The 15,873-nt window shown below is 74.6% G+C and carries 9 protein-coding genes and 2 pseudogenes; 5 read left to right on the top strand and 6 right to left on the bottom strand.

What is annotated here, in order from left to right:
- The first annotated feature begins 73 nt into the window (after positions 1–73).
- On the top strand, positions 74–982 hold the full coding sequence (locus AC3CH1_RS04735; protein ID WP_488461694.1) for an arginase family protein: 909 nt from the start codon (positions 74–76) through the stop codon (positions 980–982).
- Between the two features lie 141 nt (positions 983–1,123).
- The gene (locus AC3CH1_RS04730) at positions 1,124–3,109 is read left to right on the top strand and encodes a DUF5107 domain-containing protein (protein WP_488461693.1); all 1,986 of its coding nucleotides are present in this window, start codon (positions 1,124–1,126) and stop codon (positions 3,107–3,109) included.
- Between the two features lie 22 nt (positions 3,110–3,131).
- Here the strand turns inward: AC3CH1_RS04730 and AC3CH1_RS04725 are convergent, their stop codons facing one another.
- From AC3CH1_RS04725 to AC3CH1_RS04715, 3 genes and pseudogenes are all read right to left on the bottom strand, one after another.
- A complete protein-coding gene (locus AC3CH1_RS04725) occupies positions 3,132–3,485 on the bottom strand; it encodes a VOC family protein (RefSeq protein WP_488461692.1) in 354 nt (117 codons plus the stop codon).
- A gap of 111 nt (positions 3,486–3,596) precedes the next feature.
- Positions 3,597–4,406 carry a class I SAM-dependent methyltransferase gene (locus AC3CH1_RS04720; RefSeq protein ID WP_488461691.1) on the bottom strand — a complete coding sequence of 270 codons (810 nt, stop codon included), beginning with the start codon at positions 4,404–4,406 and terminating at the stop codon, positions 3,597–3,599.
- Positions 4,407–4,572: 166 nt separating this feature from the next.
- A pseudogene (locus AC3CH1_RS04715) lies at positions 4,573–6,092 on the bottom strand (phosphatase PAP2 family protein).
- Between the two features lie 558 nt (positions 6,093–6,650).
- On the opposite strand from AC3CH1_RS04715, the gene AC3CH1_RS04710 reads away from it, so the two are divergent.
- Positions 6,651–7,883: an aminotransferase class I/II-fold pyridoxal phosphate-dependent enzyme gene (locus AC3CH1_RS04710; protein ID WP_488461690.1), complete on the top strand. Its 1,233-nt coding sequence runs from the start codon at positions 6,651–6,653 to the stop codon at positions 7,881–7,883.
- Positions 7,884–7,952: 69 nt separating this feature from the next.
- Here the strand turns inward: AC3CH1_RS04710 and AC3CH1_RS04705 are convergent, their stop codons facing one another.
- Entirely contained in the window at positions 7,953–8,591 is a 639-nt protein-coding gene (locus AC3CH1_RS04705) for a DedA family protein (protein WP_488461689.1), read from the bottom strand.
- A complete protein-coding gene (locus AC3CH1_RS04700; RefSeq protein ID WP_488461688.1) occupies positions 8,588–9,370 on the bottom strand; it encodes an MBL fold metallo-hydrolase in 783 nt (260 codons plus the stop codon). Before AC3CH1_RS04700 ends, AC3CH1_RS04705 begins: the two co-directional genes overlap by 4 nt.
- Before the next feature lie 285 nt (positions 9,371–9,655).
- On the opposite strand from AC3CH1_RS04700, the gene AC3CH1_RS04695 reads away from it, so the two are divergent.
- Entirely contained in the window at positions 9,656–11,833 is a 2,178-nt protein-coding gene (locus AC3CH1_RS04695) for a phage holin family protein (protein ID WP_488461687.1), read from the top strand.
- A gap of 160 nt (positions 11,834–11,993) precedes the next feature.
- Here the strand turns inward: AC3CH1_RS04695 and AC3CH1_RS04690 are convergent, their stop codons facing one another.
- Positions 11,994–13,046 carry a LacI family DNA-binding transcriptional regulator gene (locus AC3CH1_RS04690; protein WP_488461686.1) on the bottom strand — a complete coding sequence of 351 codons (1,053 nt, stop codon included), beginning with the start codon at positions 13,044–13,046 and terminating at the stop codon, positions 11,994–11,996.
- Between the two features lie 233 nt (positions 13,047–13,279).
- Here AC3CH1_RS04690 and ligA point away from each other — a divergent pair.
- Positions 13,280–15,416 (top strand): annotated as a pseudogene (gene ligA, locus AC3CH1_RS04685) (NAD-dependent DNA ligase LigA).
- Positions 15,417–15,873: the final 457 nt, after the last annotated feature.

Genomic DNA, 15,873 nt, shown 5'->3' with positions numbered 1-15,873 from the left:
GCCCCGCGCCGGTCTACTCCCGCACGGTGAAACCGCTTGAGGGCCCCGGGCCGTTGCGGCGAGGATGGGCCGTATGCGCGCGATCGTGGTCCTCGACGCCCCCTCCAATCTCGGGCTGCGCCCGCCGGCGCCCGGCACCGTCCCGGGCTGCTACAAACTGGCCGGCGCCCTGCGCGAACAACGGATCGTGCGCCGCCTCGGAGCGCTGGAGGGCGGTGTCGTCGTCCCGCCGCGCTACGACCTGGGCGACTGGCAGGAGGGCGACGGGGTGTTCAACGCCGCCGCCATCGCCCGCTACACCCGCACCCTCGCCGACCGTATCGAAGGCCACGTACGGGCCGGGGAGTTCGCCCTGGTCCTCGGCGGGGACTGCTCCATCCAGCTCGGCGCGGCCCTCGCCCTGCGCCGCCTCGGCCGGTACGGACTCGCCGCCGTCGACGGATCCGCGGACTTCCGGCACTCCGGCAACAGCGGCCGGATCGGCGCGGCCGGCGGCGAGGAGCTGGCCATCGCCACCGGCCGGGGCCAGGCGGACCTCAGCGACCTCGAAGGGCTCGGCCCCTACCTCAGGGACGAGGACGTCCGCCTCTTCGGCATGCGGGACGAGGACGAGGACCAGGCCGAGCTGACCGCGCTGAAGATCCCCCACGCGACCGTCGGGCAGATCCGCGAGTGGGGCGCGGACGTCCTCGCGCGGGCCGCCGTGGAGAGCCTGGAGACCCCCGCACTCGACGGCTACTGGGTCCACCTGGACGCCGACGTCCTCGACCCGACCGTCATGCCCGCCGTCGACAGCCCCGACGACGGCGGACTCCTCCCGCACGAACTCGCCCCGCTGCTGCGCACGCTCGTCTCCTCCCCGCGCTGCGTCGGGCTGAACGTCACCATCTACGACCCCGATCTCGACCCGGACGGCACGGCGGGCGCGCTGCTCGCCGACCTCGTCGTCGACGCGTTCACGGACACCGCCCCGGACGCCTGACGGCCCGGCCCCGGCCGTGCGGGCCCCGGGCCCGCGAAAATCCGGCCGACGGGCCTCTGGCCCACGCGGCCACCTGCGTGTTCCATGGTCACCGGGGGCGCCCGGACCTGCGGCGGCCCGCCGCGAGGGAACGAGGGTGCCTTGGCCACGACCGTACGACGTGCCGTACTGAACCTGCCCGCAGCGCCGCTCGGGCCGGAGAACCCGCTCCCGCCGCTGCGGACGCCCGCCCCGCCGCCCGTGCTCGACCCCCGGGAAAGGGCGGGCCTGCCCCGCGACATGGCCCGGCAACTGGGCCACCGGCCGCTGCGCACCGTACTGCCCACCCGGCTGCTCGACGGTTACGGGCGTGAGCGCACCCCCACCGACATCGACGCCGTCGTCATCGAGAACGCCCGGCTACGCGTCACCGTGCTGCCGGGGCTCGGCGGCCGGATCCACTCCCTGCACCACAAGCCCACCGGGCGCGAACTGCTCCACCGTAACCCGGTCCTCCAGCCCGCCGCCTTCGCCCTCAACGGGGCCTGGTTCTCCGGCGGGATCGAGTGGAACATCGGCGCCACCGGCCACACCACCCTGTCCTGCGCACCGCTCCACGCCGCTCTGGTGCCCGCACCCGACGGCGGGACGATGGTCCGGCTCTGGGAATGGGAGCGACTGCGCGACCTGCCCTTCCAGGTAGACCTCTGGCTCCCCGACGACTCGGACTTCCTCCACGTCGGCGTGCGGATACGCAACCCGCACGAACAGCCCGCTCCGGTCTACTGGTGGTCCAACATCGCCGTCCCGGAGACCCCGGACACCCGCGTACTGGCCCCGGCCGACGAGGCCTGGCACTTCGGCTACGACCACACCCTCACCCGGGTCGGCGTCCCGGAGTCGGGCGGCCTCGACCACACCTATCCGCTGCGCTCCGAGTACCCCGCCGACCACTTCTACGAGCTGCCCGACGGCGCCCGGCGCTGGATCGCCGCGCTCGACGAGGACGGCCACGGGCTCGCCCAGACCTCCACCGACCTGCTGCGCGGCCGCAAACTGTTCCGCTGGGGCCACGGGCGGGGCGGCCGCCGCTGGCAGGAGTGGCTGAACGGACCCGGGGACGGCGGCTACGCGGAGATCCAGGCCGGGCTGTCCCGCACCCAGCTGGAGCACGTCCCGCTGGAGGCGGGCGCCGCGTTCAGCTGGCTGGAGTCCTACGGCCCGCTCTCCGCCGACCCGGCTGCCGTGCACGGCCGGGACTGGGCCGCGGCCACCGAGGAGGCCGCCGCACGGCTGGAGGAGGCTCTCCCACGGGGCGCGGTGGACGAGGCGTACGCGGCCTGGCTGCCGCACGCCGACGCCGAACCGGGCGAGGTGCTCGCCACCGGCTCCGGCTGGGGCGCGCTGGAGGTGCTGCGGGGCGGCCACCGGCTGCCCGGCACCCCGTTCCCCGCCGCCGCCATCGGCGCCCAGCAGGACCCATGGCGGGAGTTGCTGGAGCACGGAACCCTGCCGAAGCCGGGCCCGGACGGCATACCCGGCCCGACACCGGTCTCGCGGCCCTGGCGGGACATGCTGGAGACCGCCGACGCCGACCCGCACACCGAATACCACCTCGGCGTCGCGCAGTGGCACGCGGATGACCGGGCCCAGGCCGTCCGCAGCTGGGAACGCGGCCTGGAGTGCGCCCCCGCCCCGCGCTGGCCCCTGCTGCGCTGCCTCGCCGTTGCCGCGGAGGAGAGCGGCAGGCCGGACCACGCCGCCGAGCTGTACGCCGAGGCCTTCGCGGACCTCGGGGCCGCCGGAGCGGAGGACCTCACGGCGGCGGAGGAGAACACCGCCCTCCTCGTCGCCCTGGCCCGCGAGACCGTCGAGGCACACCTGTCGGCCGACCGGCCGGGGGCGGCCCGGGCGCTGCTGGCCGGGCTGCCGGGGGAGATCCGTGCGCGCGGACGCTTCCGGCTGCTCCTCGCCCGGATCCTGGTCGCCGAGGGCGACACCGGGGCGGCCCGGGAGGTCTTCGACGCCGGATTCGAGGTCGCCGACCTGCGCGAAGGGGCCGGCATCCTCGGCGAGCTGTGGGCGTCCGTCAGCGACGAACCGCTGCCGGACGCCTACGACTTCCGCATGCGCCCGCCCCAGGAGTGACCAACGCGCCCCGGGCGGCCGGTCAGACGGTGACGTTGCGGTCCACGTACTCGAAGACCGAGCCGTCCGGGTGCAGCGCGATGAGGTTACGGCCCGCCGGGGTCGGCACCGGTCCCGCGATGACCCGCGCGCCCGCCCGGGTCAGCGCCGCGTTCGCCTCGTCGACGTCCTTGACGGCGATGGTCGCGCCCACCTTGCGCAGCACCTCCAGCTCCGATTCGGGCCCGCTCATCAACAGGAAGCAGCCGATCGCGGCCACCGACACCCCACCGCGCTCGAAGCGCAGGGCCGACGTGCCCGTCAGCCCCTCGTAGAAGGCCACCGAGGGCTCCAGGTCGTCGACGCAGATACGCAGCGTGGTTCCGAGGATCTCCATGCCCACGAGGGTAGTTGGCGCCCGCCACCGGTGTGATCGGTTCCGGACGGGCCGGATCCCCCTCTTCGCCCCGTACCGCACCGCCTCACCCCGTGCCGGCCGCTCCTCACCTCACGCCCGGCAGAGCACCTCGCCGTGCGGGACCATGAACCAGCCGTCGCCCTCCTCGCCCCAGGAGCGCCACGCCCCGGCGATGGCCGTGAGCTGCTCGGCGCTCGCGTGCCCGCCCCGTACCGCCAGCTCGGCGTAGACCGAGTCCGTCGTACGGTCCGCCCACAGGCCGCTCCACCAGGCGCGGCTCTCCGGAGTGGCGAAGCACCAGGCGGCCGCCGTGGGGGTGATGTCGGTGAACCCCGCCCGCCGCGCCCAGGAGAGGAGCCTGCGGCCGGCGTCGGGCTCGCCGCCGTTGCCGCGGGCCACCCGACCGTACACCTCCAGCCACTCGCCGAGACCGGGAGCCTCCGGATACCAGGTCATCGCCGCGTAGTCGCTGTCCCGCGCCGCGACCACCCCGCCGGGGCGGCAGACGCGCCGCATCTCACGCAGCGCCTGGACGGGGTCGCCCACGTGCTGGAGCACCTGATGGGCGTGGACCACGTCGAACGAGTCGTCGGGGAAGTCCAGGGCGTGGACGTCGGCCACCGCGAACCCGACGTTGTCCAGGCCCCGTTCGGCGACCACCGCGGCGGCCTGGCCGAGGACGTCCTCGGCGGTGTCCACCGCGGTGACCCGGCCCGGGGCGACCAGTGCGGCCAGATCGGCGGTGATGGTCCCGGGGCCGCAGCCGACGTCCAGCACGGCCAGACCGGGGCGGAGTTCGTCGAGGAGGTACGCCGCCGAGTTGGCGGCGGTCCGCCAGCGGTGCGAGCGCAGGACCGACTCGTGGTGGCCGTGCGTGTACACGGCGGTCTCCTTCGGCATGGCGTTGCTTCCTCTCCCGAAACCCCGCGCCGACGGGCGCGGCGACAGGGACCACCGTACGCCGCCATGTCGGATGGTGAGATAGCTGTCTTGCTATGCGGACGATCGAGGTGTCCCCGCGCGGTCGGGACCGGGAGATGGAGACCGGGAGATGGAGACCGGGAGGTCAGGTCGACATCGGGCAGTAGACGGTCAGCGCCTCCGGCAGCTTGTCGATCGTCAGTTCCGTTCCGGAGTGGGCCACTTCACCGTCGTACGCGTACGGAGTCCCCGGAACGAGGCCGCCGATCCGTACCCGGCGCCGCCGCACGGCGGCATGCGCGGGGGAGCGGGTCAGCGGGCCCGCCACCGCCGCCGCCAGCAGACGCAGCGCGGGCGTCCGGCCGCCGTGCACCACCCGGACGTCCAGCAGCCCGTCCGCCAGGTTGTGGCGGCGCCCGGGGCGGGGCCCACCCGCTGGAAGAGTCCGTTGCCGACGAAGAGCAGCCACAACCGCCGCCTGCGTCCCTGGAGTTCGGCCTCCAGCGGGCGCCGGCCGCGCAGCACGTGGAAGGCCGCCAGCACACCGGCCGGCCAGCCGCCGATCCGCGGCGACCAGTGTTCCCGGGTCCGCACCAGTTCCGGATAGACGCCCAGCGAGAAGGCGTTGAGGAAATACCCGTCCGCCCCGTCCGCACCCCTGGGCCCCGGCCGGAAGCGGCCGAGGTCCACCTTGATGGCATCGCCCGCGGTGAGGGCGGCGGCGGTGTCGTGGACGGTCTCGATGCCCAGGTCGTAGGCGAAGTGGTTCAGCGTGCCGCCGGGGAAGACCGCCAGCGGCAACCCGTGCGTCGCCGCAACGGAGGCCGCCAGATTCACCGTGCCGTCGCCTCCGCAGACACCCAGCGCCCGTCCCCGCCCCGCCGCCTTCTCCATCGCGGCCGACAGCTCCTTGGGCGGCACCTCCACCACCTCCGCCGCGGGCAGCGCCTCGCGCACCAGCGACGCGGTCGCGGTGGCCGTGCCCGACTCCTGGTTCACCACCACGACGAGGTCCTTGCCGGCGGGCAGCGCCGGGGCCTCGCCCGGCGGGCGGCCGGGAGCGGGCAGCTGGCCCCGGGTGGGCACGACCCCGCGCAGCGCGAACGCGGCCCCCACGCCGAGCGCCGCACCCGCCAGCACATCGCTCGGATAGTGCACCCCGGTGTAGACACGGGAGGCGGCCACGGCCAGCGCGACCGGGGCCACGACCGCGCCCCAGCCCTTGGACTCCAGGGCCACCCCCGTGGCGAAGGCCGCCGCCGACGCCGCGTGGCCCGAGGGGAAGGAGGTGGTGATCGGCTGCCGCTTGAGCTGCCGCACCACCGGCACCAGGTCCGCTATCGGCCGCTCGCGGCGCACCGCGCCCTTGCCGACCGTGTTGATCGCCACCGAGGCCACGGCGAGGGACGCCACCCCGCGAAGCGCGGCCCGGCGTGAGCGCGCACTGCTGCCGAGGGCCGCGATCCCGGCCGCCGCCCCGAACCAGAGCAGACCGTGGTTGGCGCTCCGGCTCAGCCTCGGCAGCAGCGGATCGGCGCCCGGCCAGTGCCGGTCCGCGACGCTCCGGAAGACGGCCAGGTCCCGCTCCTGCAGCCAGTCGCGCACCCGGGCGACGGCGGGAGCCGTGGTGTGGACGGTGGCGGGTGAGGTTCTCGGTGAGGACATGGAGGACATGGGTCAGCGAATACCCGGCCGGGCCACGCTGAACCAGCAGGCGCGCTGAGACCCCGGCCACGTGCCGCCACCGGGCGGCGGAACGGCCATCCCGGCGACGGCCCCCGGGAGCGGGTGCGCGACTGGGCGGGCGGGCCGTCCGGAACCTCCGTATAAAGAAACCAGAGGCCGTCGACCCGTCGACCCGGAGAACGAGAAGCGAAACCGGAGCACCCGGGCCTGGGCCTGGACCCGGGCCTGGACCTGGACCCGGGCCTGGAGCCGGACCCGGAGCCGGACCCGGACCCGGATCCGGGCCTGGAGCCGGACCCGGGCCTGGAGCCGGACCTGGACCCGGGCCTGGAGCCGGACCTGGACCCGGGCCTGGAGCCGGACCTGGACCCGGGCCTGGAGCCGGACCCGGGCCTGGAGCCGGACCCGGGCCTGGAGCCGGACCCGGACCCGGACCCGGACCCGGACCCGGGCCCGATGTTTCGGACGGTGCGGCGGAGACGCCGGAGACTCCGCAGACGCGGGGCGAAGAAGCTAAGAGCGGCGGAGGAGGGCCGGATGCACGGGACCGAGGGCCACGCACCCGCGCACGAGGACCACGGCCCCGTCCGCTACGGCCCGCCCGCCCCCGACCCCGGCCTCCCGGTCCTCCCGGAACTGGCCGCCGTCCTCGCCGCCGCCTCCGCCCGGACCCGCCCCGAACCCCCCGGCGGAGGGGTCCAGCTGCGCGAGGCGGCCCGCGGCTACTGGGACCGGCGGGGGCTGCACGGAACGGTGGGCGGCATCGCCGCCGCCCCCGGCGCCCAGCCGCTCCTCCTGGCCCTGATCGGCGCCCACGGCGGTGACGTCCTCATGCCGCGCCCCTGCCCGGCCGCCTGGATGCCGCAGGCCCGCCTGCTGGGCCGTCCCGCCTACCACGTGCCGACCCCGGCAGAATGCGGCGGCGTGCCCGACCCGTACGCCCTGCTGGAGACCGTCCGCCGGGTCCGTGCGGAGGGCGGCCGGCCGAAACTGCTGCTGCTCTCCTTCGTGGACGACCCCACGGCCACCGTCGCCCCGCCCGAGCTGGTCCACGAGGCGTGCGAGGCGGCGGTCGGCGAAGGGCTGCACATCATCAGCGACGAGACCTGGCGCGACACCGTGCACCGGCCCCGCGACACCGTCCTGCTCAGCCCCGCCGAGATGTGCCCGGACGACGTCACGGTGATCGCCGACCTGTCCGGAGCCCTCGTGCCGGCCGCCTGGCCGGTCGCCGTCGCCCGTTTCCCGGACACCGCCCGGGCCGCCGTTTGGCACGCCCGCACCCTGGACATCCTCACCGCGCTCGGCGCCCTCGTCGCGGCTCCGGTCGCCCGAGCGGCCGCCCACGCCCTGGGGGAGCCGGAGTACGTGCGCGAGCGGATCCGGAGCGCCGCGGCGCTCCAGGCCCAGGTCGCCGCCGCCGCCCACCGTGCGGTCCTCGGCGCCGGCGCCCTGGCCCGCCCCCCGCAGGCGGGCCGCCACCTCTACGCCGACCTCGGGCCGCTGCGCTCGCGGCTCGCGGACGTGGGCGTGACGGACTCCATGGAGCTGGAGGAGTACCTCACCGACCGGCTCGGCGCACCGGCCCCGGGCGGACACCGCTTCGGGGACGAGCTGGGCGCCCTGCGCGTACGCCTGGGCACCGGACCGCTGCTGGGCGCCACGCCACAGCAGCAGACGGAGTCCCTCACCGCGGCCGAGCCCCTGGAGCTCGCACACGTGGCGCGGGCGCTGGACGGCTTCGCGGCGGTGTTCGGCGCGCTGCGCTGAGCGCGGCCAGGCCCTGTCGTCGAAGTCCCGTCGTCGCCCGGAGGGCAGCCGGGAGTCTGACGACAGGGCCTACGACGGCTCGGGGCCGAACCGCGACCGCAGTCTGCGCCACACCGCCGGAGCCCCGCTGATCAGCAACGTCAGGGCGACCGCCGCGACCACTCCCTGCCACGGTTCCGGGAACAGCGAACCGCCCAGGATGCCGATCAACTGGTACGTCGCCGCCCAGGCGAGGCAGGCCGGAACATCGCCCCGGGCGAACCGCCGCAACGGCATCCTGCCCAGCAGGCACGCCAGCATCACGGGGATCCGCCCGGCGGGAACGAGACGGGACAGCACCAGCACGGTCCCCCCGTGCCGCGCCAGCTTCTCCTGCGCCTGGGCCAGCCGCTCCGGCGCCGCCCGGCGGGTGATCGCCTCCAGCCACTTCGAGCCGTTCCTCGACCGGACCCCGCGCTGCCCCAGCCAGTACAGGCAGACGTCCCCGAGGAACGCGGCGGTCGACGCCGTCAGGAACACGAAGAGCAGAGTGAGCGGCGACGTCTGGTGGAAGGCCACCACCGCCGCCGAACTCACCAGTGCCCCCGTCGGCACCACGGGCACCAAGGACCCCAGCGCCACCAGGGCGAACAGCGTCGGATAGCCGACCGCCTGCTGGGCCGACCCGGTGGGCAGTTCCCGCACCACCTGCTGGATCTCCTCGATCACGGGCCGGCCTCCGGTCTGACGCGTTCGCCGTGCCCCAGCAGATGCACGGTCACCTCGGGCGCACGCTTCGCCGCCTGCCGCACGAACTCGTCGCCCGGCGCGTGGAACTCGTGCGGGCGCACTCCGTCCAGACCGATCGGCCAGTACGTGCCGTAGTGCACCGGCACCGCTGACCTCGGCGCCAGACGGGTCAGCGCCTCGGCGGCGCGGGCCGGGTCCAGATGGCTGTGCCCCAGGTAGGGGCCCCAGCCGCCCACCGGCAGCAGCGCCACGTCCACCGGCCCCACCGCCTCGGCCATCCCGTCGAAGAGCCCGGTGTCCCCGGCGAAGTACGTCCGTGCCTCGCCCTCGACCACATAGCCGAGCGCCGGCGCGCGGTGCGGCCCGACCGGCAGCCGCCGCCCGTCGTGCAGGGCGGGGACCGCCCGCACCCGCACCTCGCCGACGCGTACCGTCTCGCCCGGGCTCACCTCGGTGACGTGCAACTGCCGCATCCGCCGCAGCGCCCGCAGACCCGGCACGGCCGCGATCGCCCCGCTCGGCACGACCAGCCGGCTGCCGGGAGCCAACCGGGCCAGCGACGGCAGATGCAGATGGTCGGAGTGCAGGTGGGAGACCAGCACCACCTCGGCGACCGCGGCCCGCGGGGGCGGTACCTCGCCCCGGCGGCGACGCAGATGCGCGAAGCGCCGTACGAACAAGGGGTCGGTCAGCACCCGCACCCCCGAGTCCTCGATCGTGCAGGTGGCATGACCCCACCAGGTGATCTCCACCGGCACCTCGGCCTCCTCGCTCGATCCTCGTGATCAGTGATCAGTGATCAGTCATCTGGGATCAGTGATCTGTGATTTGTGATCTGTGATCCGTGCATTCCTGATCCCGGCGCGGCGCGCGCGGCCGTTCCCGCCCGCGCTGCCGGTACGAGCCTATGCGCCCCCCGTACCGTCCCGCCGGGCCTCGGCCGCTCCCACCGAAGCAGCCGACCGGCGTCGCCGCTGTGAAAAGCTGAAGGTCAGGCTTCGGACGACCGGGGCCCGGCGCGGAGGGGCATGAGGTGGACCGGCGTGGGTGACGGGAAGTGGCGTACGGCGGGCAGAGCCCTGATGCGGGTGATCGCGGTCTGGGCGGTGTCCACCCTCACCATGCTCGTGCTGGCCGGAGCCCTGCCCGACTTCCAGCTGGAGGCCGACGACGGCGACACCACCACCAAGACGGCCTTCACCGCCGCCTGGGGCGCGGGAGCCTTCGGCCTCCTGTCCGCCCTGGTCTGGCCCGTCCTCGTACGGGCCCTGCTCATCGTGCCCGCGCTCGTCCTGGGCGCCCTGGTCTTCTTCCTCAACGGCTCGCTGCTGCTGGTAGCGCTGCGCCTCATCCCGGACGGGCGCGGCGACGCCGACCCGGAGACGGCGGTCGTCGTCGCCGCCGTGATGTCCGCCGTCGCCTCCGCCACCTCCACCGCCCTCGCCGTCCGCGACGACGAGGCCTACCGCCGCCGGCTGTCCCGGCTCGCCGACCGGCGCCGTCGACGCGGCCGGTCCCCGGGCCCGCCGGAACCGGGCCGCGACGGACCGCCCGGCACCGTCTTCCTCCAGCTCGACGGTGTCGGCCACGACGTTCTGGTGAAGGCCGCGGCCGACGGGCTCATGCCCACCGTCGCCGACTGGCTCGACGACTCGTCCGGACACCGGCTCACCCCCTGGCGCACCGACTGGTCCAGCCAGACCGGCGCCAGCCAGCTCGCCATCCTGCACGGCAGCAACCACGACGTGCCCGCGTTCCGCTGGTACGAGAAGGAGACCCGCACCGTCATGGTCTCCAGCCGTCCCGCGAGCGCCCTCGAAATGCAGCGCCGGGCCATCGAGCGCACCCGCGACGGCGGTCTGCTCACCGTCGACGGCGCGAGCCGGGGCAACCTCTTCAGCGGCGGAGCCGGACAGCTCGCCCTGGTGCTCTCGATGGCCGCCCGGCGCGGCAAGGGCCGCCGCTCCCGCGCCGGATACTTCGCCTACTTCTCCGACCCGGCCAACGCCACCCGTACGGCCCTGTCCTTCGTCGCCGAGGTCCTGCGCGAGATCGGCCAGTCGACCCGGGCCCGCGCCCGGAAGGTCACACCGCGGATCAAGCGCGGCGGGCTCTACCCCTTCATCCGCGCGTTCGCGACCGTCGTGGAGCGCGACGTGGTCGCCGCCGCCGTCCTCGGCGACATGTTCGCCGGACGCACCGCCGTCTACGCCGACCTCGTCGCCTATGACGAGGTCGCCCACCACTCGGGACCCCACAGCCGCGACGCGGAGAAGGTCCTCGTACGCCTCGACCGGTCCCTCGCGCTGATAGCCAAGATCGCCGACCACACCCCGCGCGCCTACCGGATCGTGCTTCTCTCCGACCACGGCCAGAGCCCCGGCGAGACGTTCGCGGGAAAGTACGGGCTCACGCTCAAGGACCTCGTCCGGGCGGGCTGCGGGCTGCCCGTGCCCCGCCGGGCCCAGCGCACCCTCAGCGCCTCCGAGGCCCGCGACGCGGTGCGGATCGCCCTGCACCGCCCCGTCGAGGGGCAGGAGGCCGAGCACCCGGCCAAGCTCTCCGACCCGATCGTGCTGGCCTCCGGCAACCTCGGGCTGATCTCCTTCCCCGACATCGAGGGCCGCGCCTCCCGCGAACAGATCGAGCGCCGCCACCCGGCGCTGCTCTCCACGCTCGCCAACCATCCGGGGATCGGGTTCCTCCTCGTCCGCACCGGGGAACACGGTTCCGTGGTCCTCGGGCCCGGCGGGGCCGAAGTACCCATCGCCGAACTGACCGACGGTGAGGGGCCGCTCGCGGTCTTCGGCGTCGGGGCGGCCGCCGCCGTACGGCGCACCGACACCTTTCCGCACGTCGCCGACGTGATGGTCAACTCCATGTACGACCCCGCCACCGGAACCGTGCACGCTTTCGAGGAGCAGGTCGGCTCGCACGGCGGCCTCGGCGGCGAACAGTCCCGGCCGTTCCTGCTCTGGCCGCGCGCGCTGACGGATCCGCTCGACATCGTGGCCGCCGAGACCGCGGAGGGCGCACCGGCACCGCCGGGCGGCGGGCTGGTGGGCGCCGAGGCGGTGCACCGGGTGCTGACCCGCTGGCTCCAGGAGTCCTCCGGGCCCCAGGTACCGGTGCGGGCCGAGGGCTTCGGCGGGAGGGGCCTGGCGGACGAGCCCTTCCCGGGCGACGCCCCGGTGCCGGAAGCGCCGGGCACGACGGCCTGACCGGCGGGCCGTCCTCCGACAGGCCGCTTCCCCGGCAGGGGCGTCGCTCTTCGATGATGCGCTCTCCTGCGAGCCGCCCGAGCCGCCCGAGCCGTCCGAGCGGTCCGCGGAGTCCGAGCCCGCAAGCCGTCCGCCGCCCGATCAGCCGCCTGTCGCCGGATCAGGCCGACTGCCGGCGTACCAGCGTCGGCGGGAAGAGCACGGAGGGTGAGGGGCCGCGCGGTTCGCCGATCTGCTTCAGCAGCAGCCGGGCCATCTCCGCGGCCATCTCCTCCACCGGCTGCCGCACCGTGGTCAGGGGCGGGTCGCAGGCGGCCGCCGCGCTGCTGTCGTCGAAGCCGACCACGGCCACGTCGGACGGCACGTCGCGCCCGGCCCGGAGCAGGACCGGGAGCGCGCCCAGGGCCATCAGGTCGGAGGCGATGAACACCCCGTCGAGGTCGGGGCGGTCCGCCAGCAGCCGCCGCATCGCCGCGGCCCCGCCCAGATGCGTGAAGTCCCCCTCGGCGCAGGTCACGTCGTCGATGCCGTGGGCGGCGGCGGCCTCCAGGAAACCGGTCAGCCGCACCTGCCCCGCGGGCATGTCCTGGGGTCCCGAGATGGTCCCGATGCGGCGTCGCCCCAGCGCGGCCAGGTGGTCGGCCGCCAGCCGCGCCCCGGCGTGCTGGTCCACCTCCACATAGGCCAGCGGGGACGGACGGTGGGGACGGCCCGCGAGGACGGCGGGCATCCTGGTGTCCTGGAGCAGCCCGAGAAGCGGGTCGTCGGCGTGCGTGGTGATCAGCACGACCCCGTCGACATGGCCGTGGCGCAGATAGGAGAGCAACTGGCCCCGGGACGCCTCGTCGTCGGCCAGCATCACGACCATCTGGATGCCCGCGGGGCGCAGCACCTCCAGCAGCCCGCTGACGACCCGTCCGAAGTACGGGTCCGAGAACATCCGGCCGACGAACGGCTCGGACATCGGCCGACGTTCACGCTCCGAGACGACCAGGGCCACCGAGTCGGTGCGCCGCGTCACCAGCGAGCGGGCGGCGCGGTTGGGCACGTAACCGGTGGTCGCCACCGCCTCCTCGACCACCGTGCGCAGGGCGGGGTCCACCGTGGTCGCTCCGTTGATCACCCGGGACACCGTCGCCCGTGACACACCGGCCACGGCCGCCACGTCCTCCAAGGTCGCGGGGCGTACGGGCTGCGGCACTTCGGCTGTCATGCAGCCCTTTATACCCGCAGGCCGGCCGCCCCGTTCAGCCGAGGGCCCGCACCGCGCCCGGCGGCCGTTCCAGCTCGGCGAGGAAGGTCTCGCGCGCCGTCACGAGGGCGTCGGCCCCGGCACCGGGGCCCCGGAACCGGGTCGGTGGACGCCCGCTCCAGGGAGGCCGGAGCGATCTTTCGGGATCGGGGCGGGGAGAGGGGGCGGGGGCGTTGTCAGTGGTGGGCGGAAGAATGGTGGCCATGACGAACTCAGCTGCTGTGCTCGCCGATGCCGCCGCCTATGCCGCCGCGGTGGAGGAGGCCTCCGTCGCCGCCGCGGCGTACTACGCCACGGGCGAGAGCGCGCTGGACGACGACGCCTACGACCGGCTGGCGCGCGGAATAGCCGCGTACGAGGCGGACCACCCGGAGGAGGTGCTCGCCGACTCGCCGACGGGCAAGGTCGCGGGCGGGGCCGCCGTCGGCGACGTGCCGCACACGGTGCCCATGCTCTCGCTGGACAACGTGTTCTCCGCCGAGCAGTTCGTGACCTGGACCGCGTCGCTGGAGCGGCGGATCGGCAGACCGGTGACCGCGTGGAGCGTGGAGCCGAAGCTCGACGGCCTGGCGGTCGCCGCGCGCTACCGGGACGGCCGGTTCGAGCGCCTCATCACCCGGGGCGACGGCACGGCGGGCGAGGACGTCTCGCACGCGGCCGGCGCCGTCGTCGGCCTGCCGGAGCGGCTGGCAGCCCCGGTCACCGTCGAGGTGCGCGGCGAGATCCTCATGACGAACGAGCAGTTCGAACAGGGCAACGCGATCCGTACGGAACACGGCGAGCGCCCCCTTCGCCAACCCGCGCAACGGAGCCGCGGGCACCCTGCGCGCCAAGGACCGCGCCTACCGGGTGGAGACGACCTTCTTCGCCTACGGCGCGCTGCCGCTGCCCGATTCCGGAGAGGTCGCCGAGGCCCTCGCCGAACTGCCCCACAGCGAGATCCTGGCGTACGTCGCCGATCTCGGCGTGCACACGGCCGCGGGCACCGACGTCGCCCCGCTCCGGGCCACCACGGTCGAGGAGGTCCAGGCTCGGGTGGACGCGATAGGCGCCCTGCGCGCCTCGCTGCCGTTCGGCATCGACGGGATCGTGATCAAGGCCGATCTCGCGGCCGACCAGCGCGAGGCCGGCTCAGGCACCCGCGCGCCCCGCTGGGCCATCGCCTACAAGCTGCCCGCCGTGGAGAAGATCACCCGCCTGCTGGCCGTCGAGTGGAACGTCGGGCGCACGGGCATCATCGCGCCGCGCGCCGTCCTGGAGCCCGTGGAGATCGACGGCTCCACCGTCGGTTACGCCACCCTGCACAACCCGGCCGACATCACCCGCCGCGACCTGCGGCTGGGGGACCAGGTCATGGTCTACAAGGCCGGCGACATCATCCCGCGCATCGAGGCCCCCGTGGTGCACCTGCGCACCGGCGACGAGACGCCCATCGCCTTCCCCGAGTGCTGCCCGCAGTGCGGCTCCGACATCGACACGAGCGAGCAGCGCTGGCGCTGCACCCGGGGCCGTAACTGCCGTCTGGTCGCCTCCGTCTCGTATGCGGCGGGGCGCGATCAGCTCGACATCGAGGGCCTCGGCTCCACACGGGTCGTCCAGCTCGTCGACGCGGGCCTCGTCGCGGACTTCGCGGACCTGTTCACCCTGGAGCGGGATCAGCTGCTCGCCCTTGACCGGATGGGCGAGACCTCCACGGACAACCTCCTGGCGGCCATCGAAACCGCCCGGAGCAGGCCGCTGTCCCGGGTCTTCTGCGCCCTGGGCGTACGGGGCACGGGGCGCTCGATGTCGCGTCGCATCGCACGCTATTTCGCCTCGATGGACCGGATCATCGCCGCCGACGCGGAGACGCTCCAGCGGGTCGACGGCATCGGCAAGGAGAAGGCGGCCGCGGTGGTCGCCGAGCTGGTGGAGCTGACGCCGCTGATCGACAAGCTCGTCGCGGCCGGGGTGTCCATGACGGAGCCGGGGGCCACCCCGCCTCCGGAGCCGGGCACGGAGGAGGAGGCCGCGGCGACGGGCGGGGGCGCGGAGACCGGTGGCGACACCGGAACGGGCTCCGCGCTGCCCCTGGCGGGGATGACCGTGGTGGTCACGGGCGCGATGTCCGGAGCGCTGGAGAAGCTGTCGCGCAACCAGGTGAACGAGCTGATCGAGCGGGCCGGCGGCAAGTCGTCCTCCAGCGTCTCCAAACGCACGAGTCTGCTGGTGGCCGGGGAGAAGGCCGGATCCAAGCGGACCAAGGCGGAGGACCTGGGGGTCCGGATCGCGGTGCCGGAGGAGTTCGCGGAGCTGGTCGGCGCCTTCCTGGCGACGGGGGAGGAGGCCTGAGCCGGTCGGCTGCCGTGCGCGCCGCGCTGGTGCGCCTGTGAATCAGTGAGGAAGTGGCGTTCCACCACCCCGTATTGCATAGTGAGGGCTCGGTCGTGCCTCGCTATCAGTGGGGTCGACGGGTGCGTGGGCGGCTGCGACGGGCGGCCGGGGGTGAGGGACGATGCGTTCTGTGCACGACGGACAGCGACCGGGTCGCGCCGTCCCGCCGTCGTCCGAGGACGCCGGTACGGGCCGAAGGCCTCCCGTCCCCGGCGGACCTGGAGCACCCGAGGGGCTTCACGGACTTCACGAGTCCCACGGACTACACGGACTTCACGGGCTCTACGCACCTGACCGGGTGGCACCTGCCCGGACCGCCCCCGCCCCGGCCGCCCCCGCCCCGACCATTGCTCTCCCGACGACTCCGGTCCCGGCCGTTCGCGGCCCGCTCACTTCCGCGCCCGGCGAGTGGCGA

The organism is Streptomyces sp. MGP-P1, assembly GCF_057766565.1.
This window is presented reverse-complemented; position numbering and strand designations above follow the sequence as displayed.

Bases quoted from the DNA above. Each gene is read 5' to 3' on its own strand.
- AC3CH1_RS04735 (WP_488461694.1), top strand. From the start codon at position 74: ATGCGCGCGATCGTGGTCCTCGACGCCCCCTCCAATCTCGGGCTGCGC.
- AC3CH1_RS04725 (WP_488461692.1), bottom strand. From the start codon at position 3,485: ATGGAGATCCTCGGAACCACGCTGCGTATCTGCGTCGACGACCTGGAG.
- AC3CH1_RS04720 (WP_488461691.1), bottom strand. From the start codon at position 4,406: ATGCCGAAGGAGACCGCCGTGTACACGCACGGCCACCACGAGTCGGTC.
- AC3CH1_RS04710 (WP_488461690.1), top strand. From the start codon at position 6,651: ATGCACGGGACCGAGGGCCACGCACCCGCGCACGAGGACCACGGCCCC.
- AC3CH1_RS04690 (WP_488461686.1), bottom strand. From the start codon at position 13,046: ATGACAGCCGAAGTGCCGCAGCCCGTACGCCCCGCGACCTTGGAGGAC.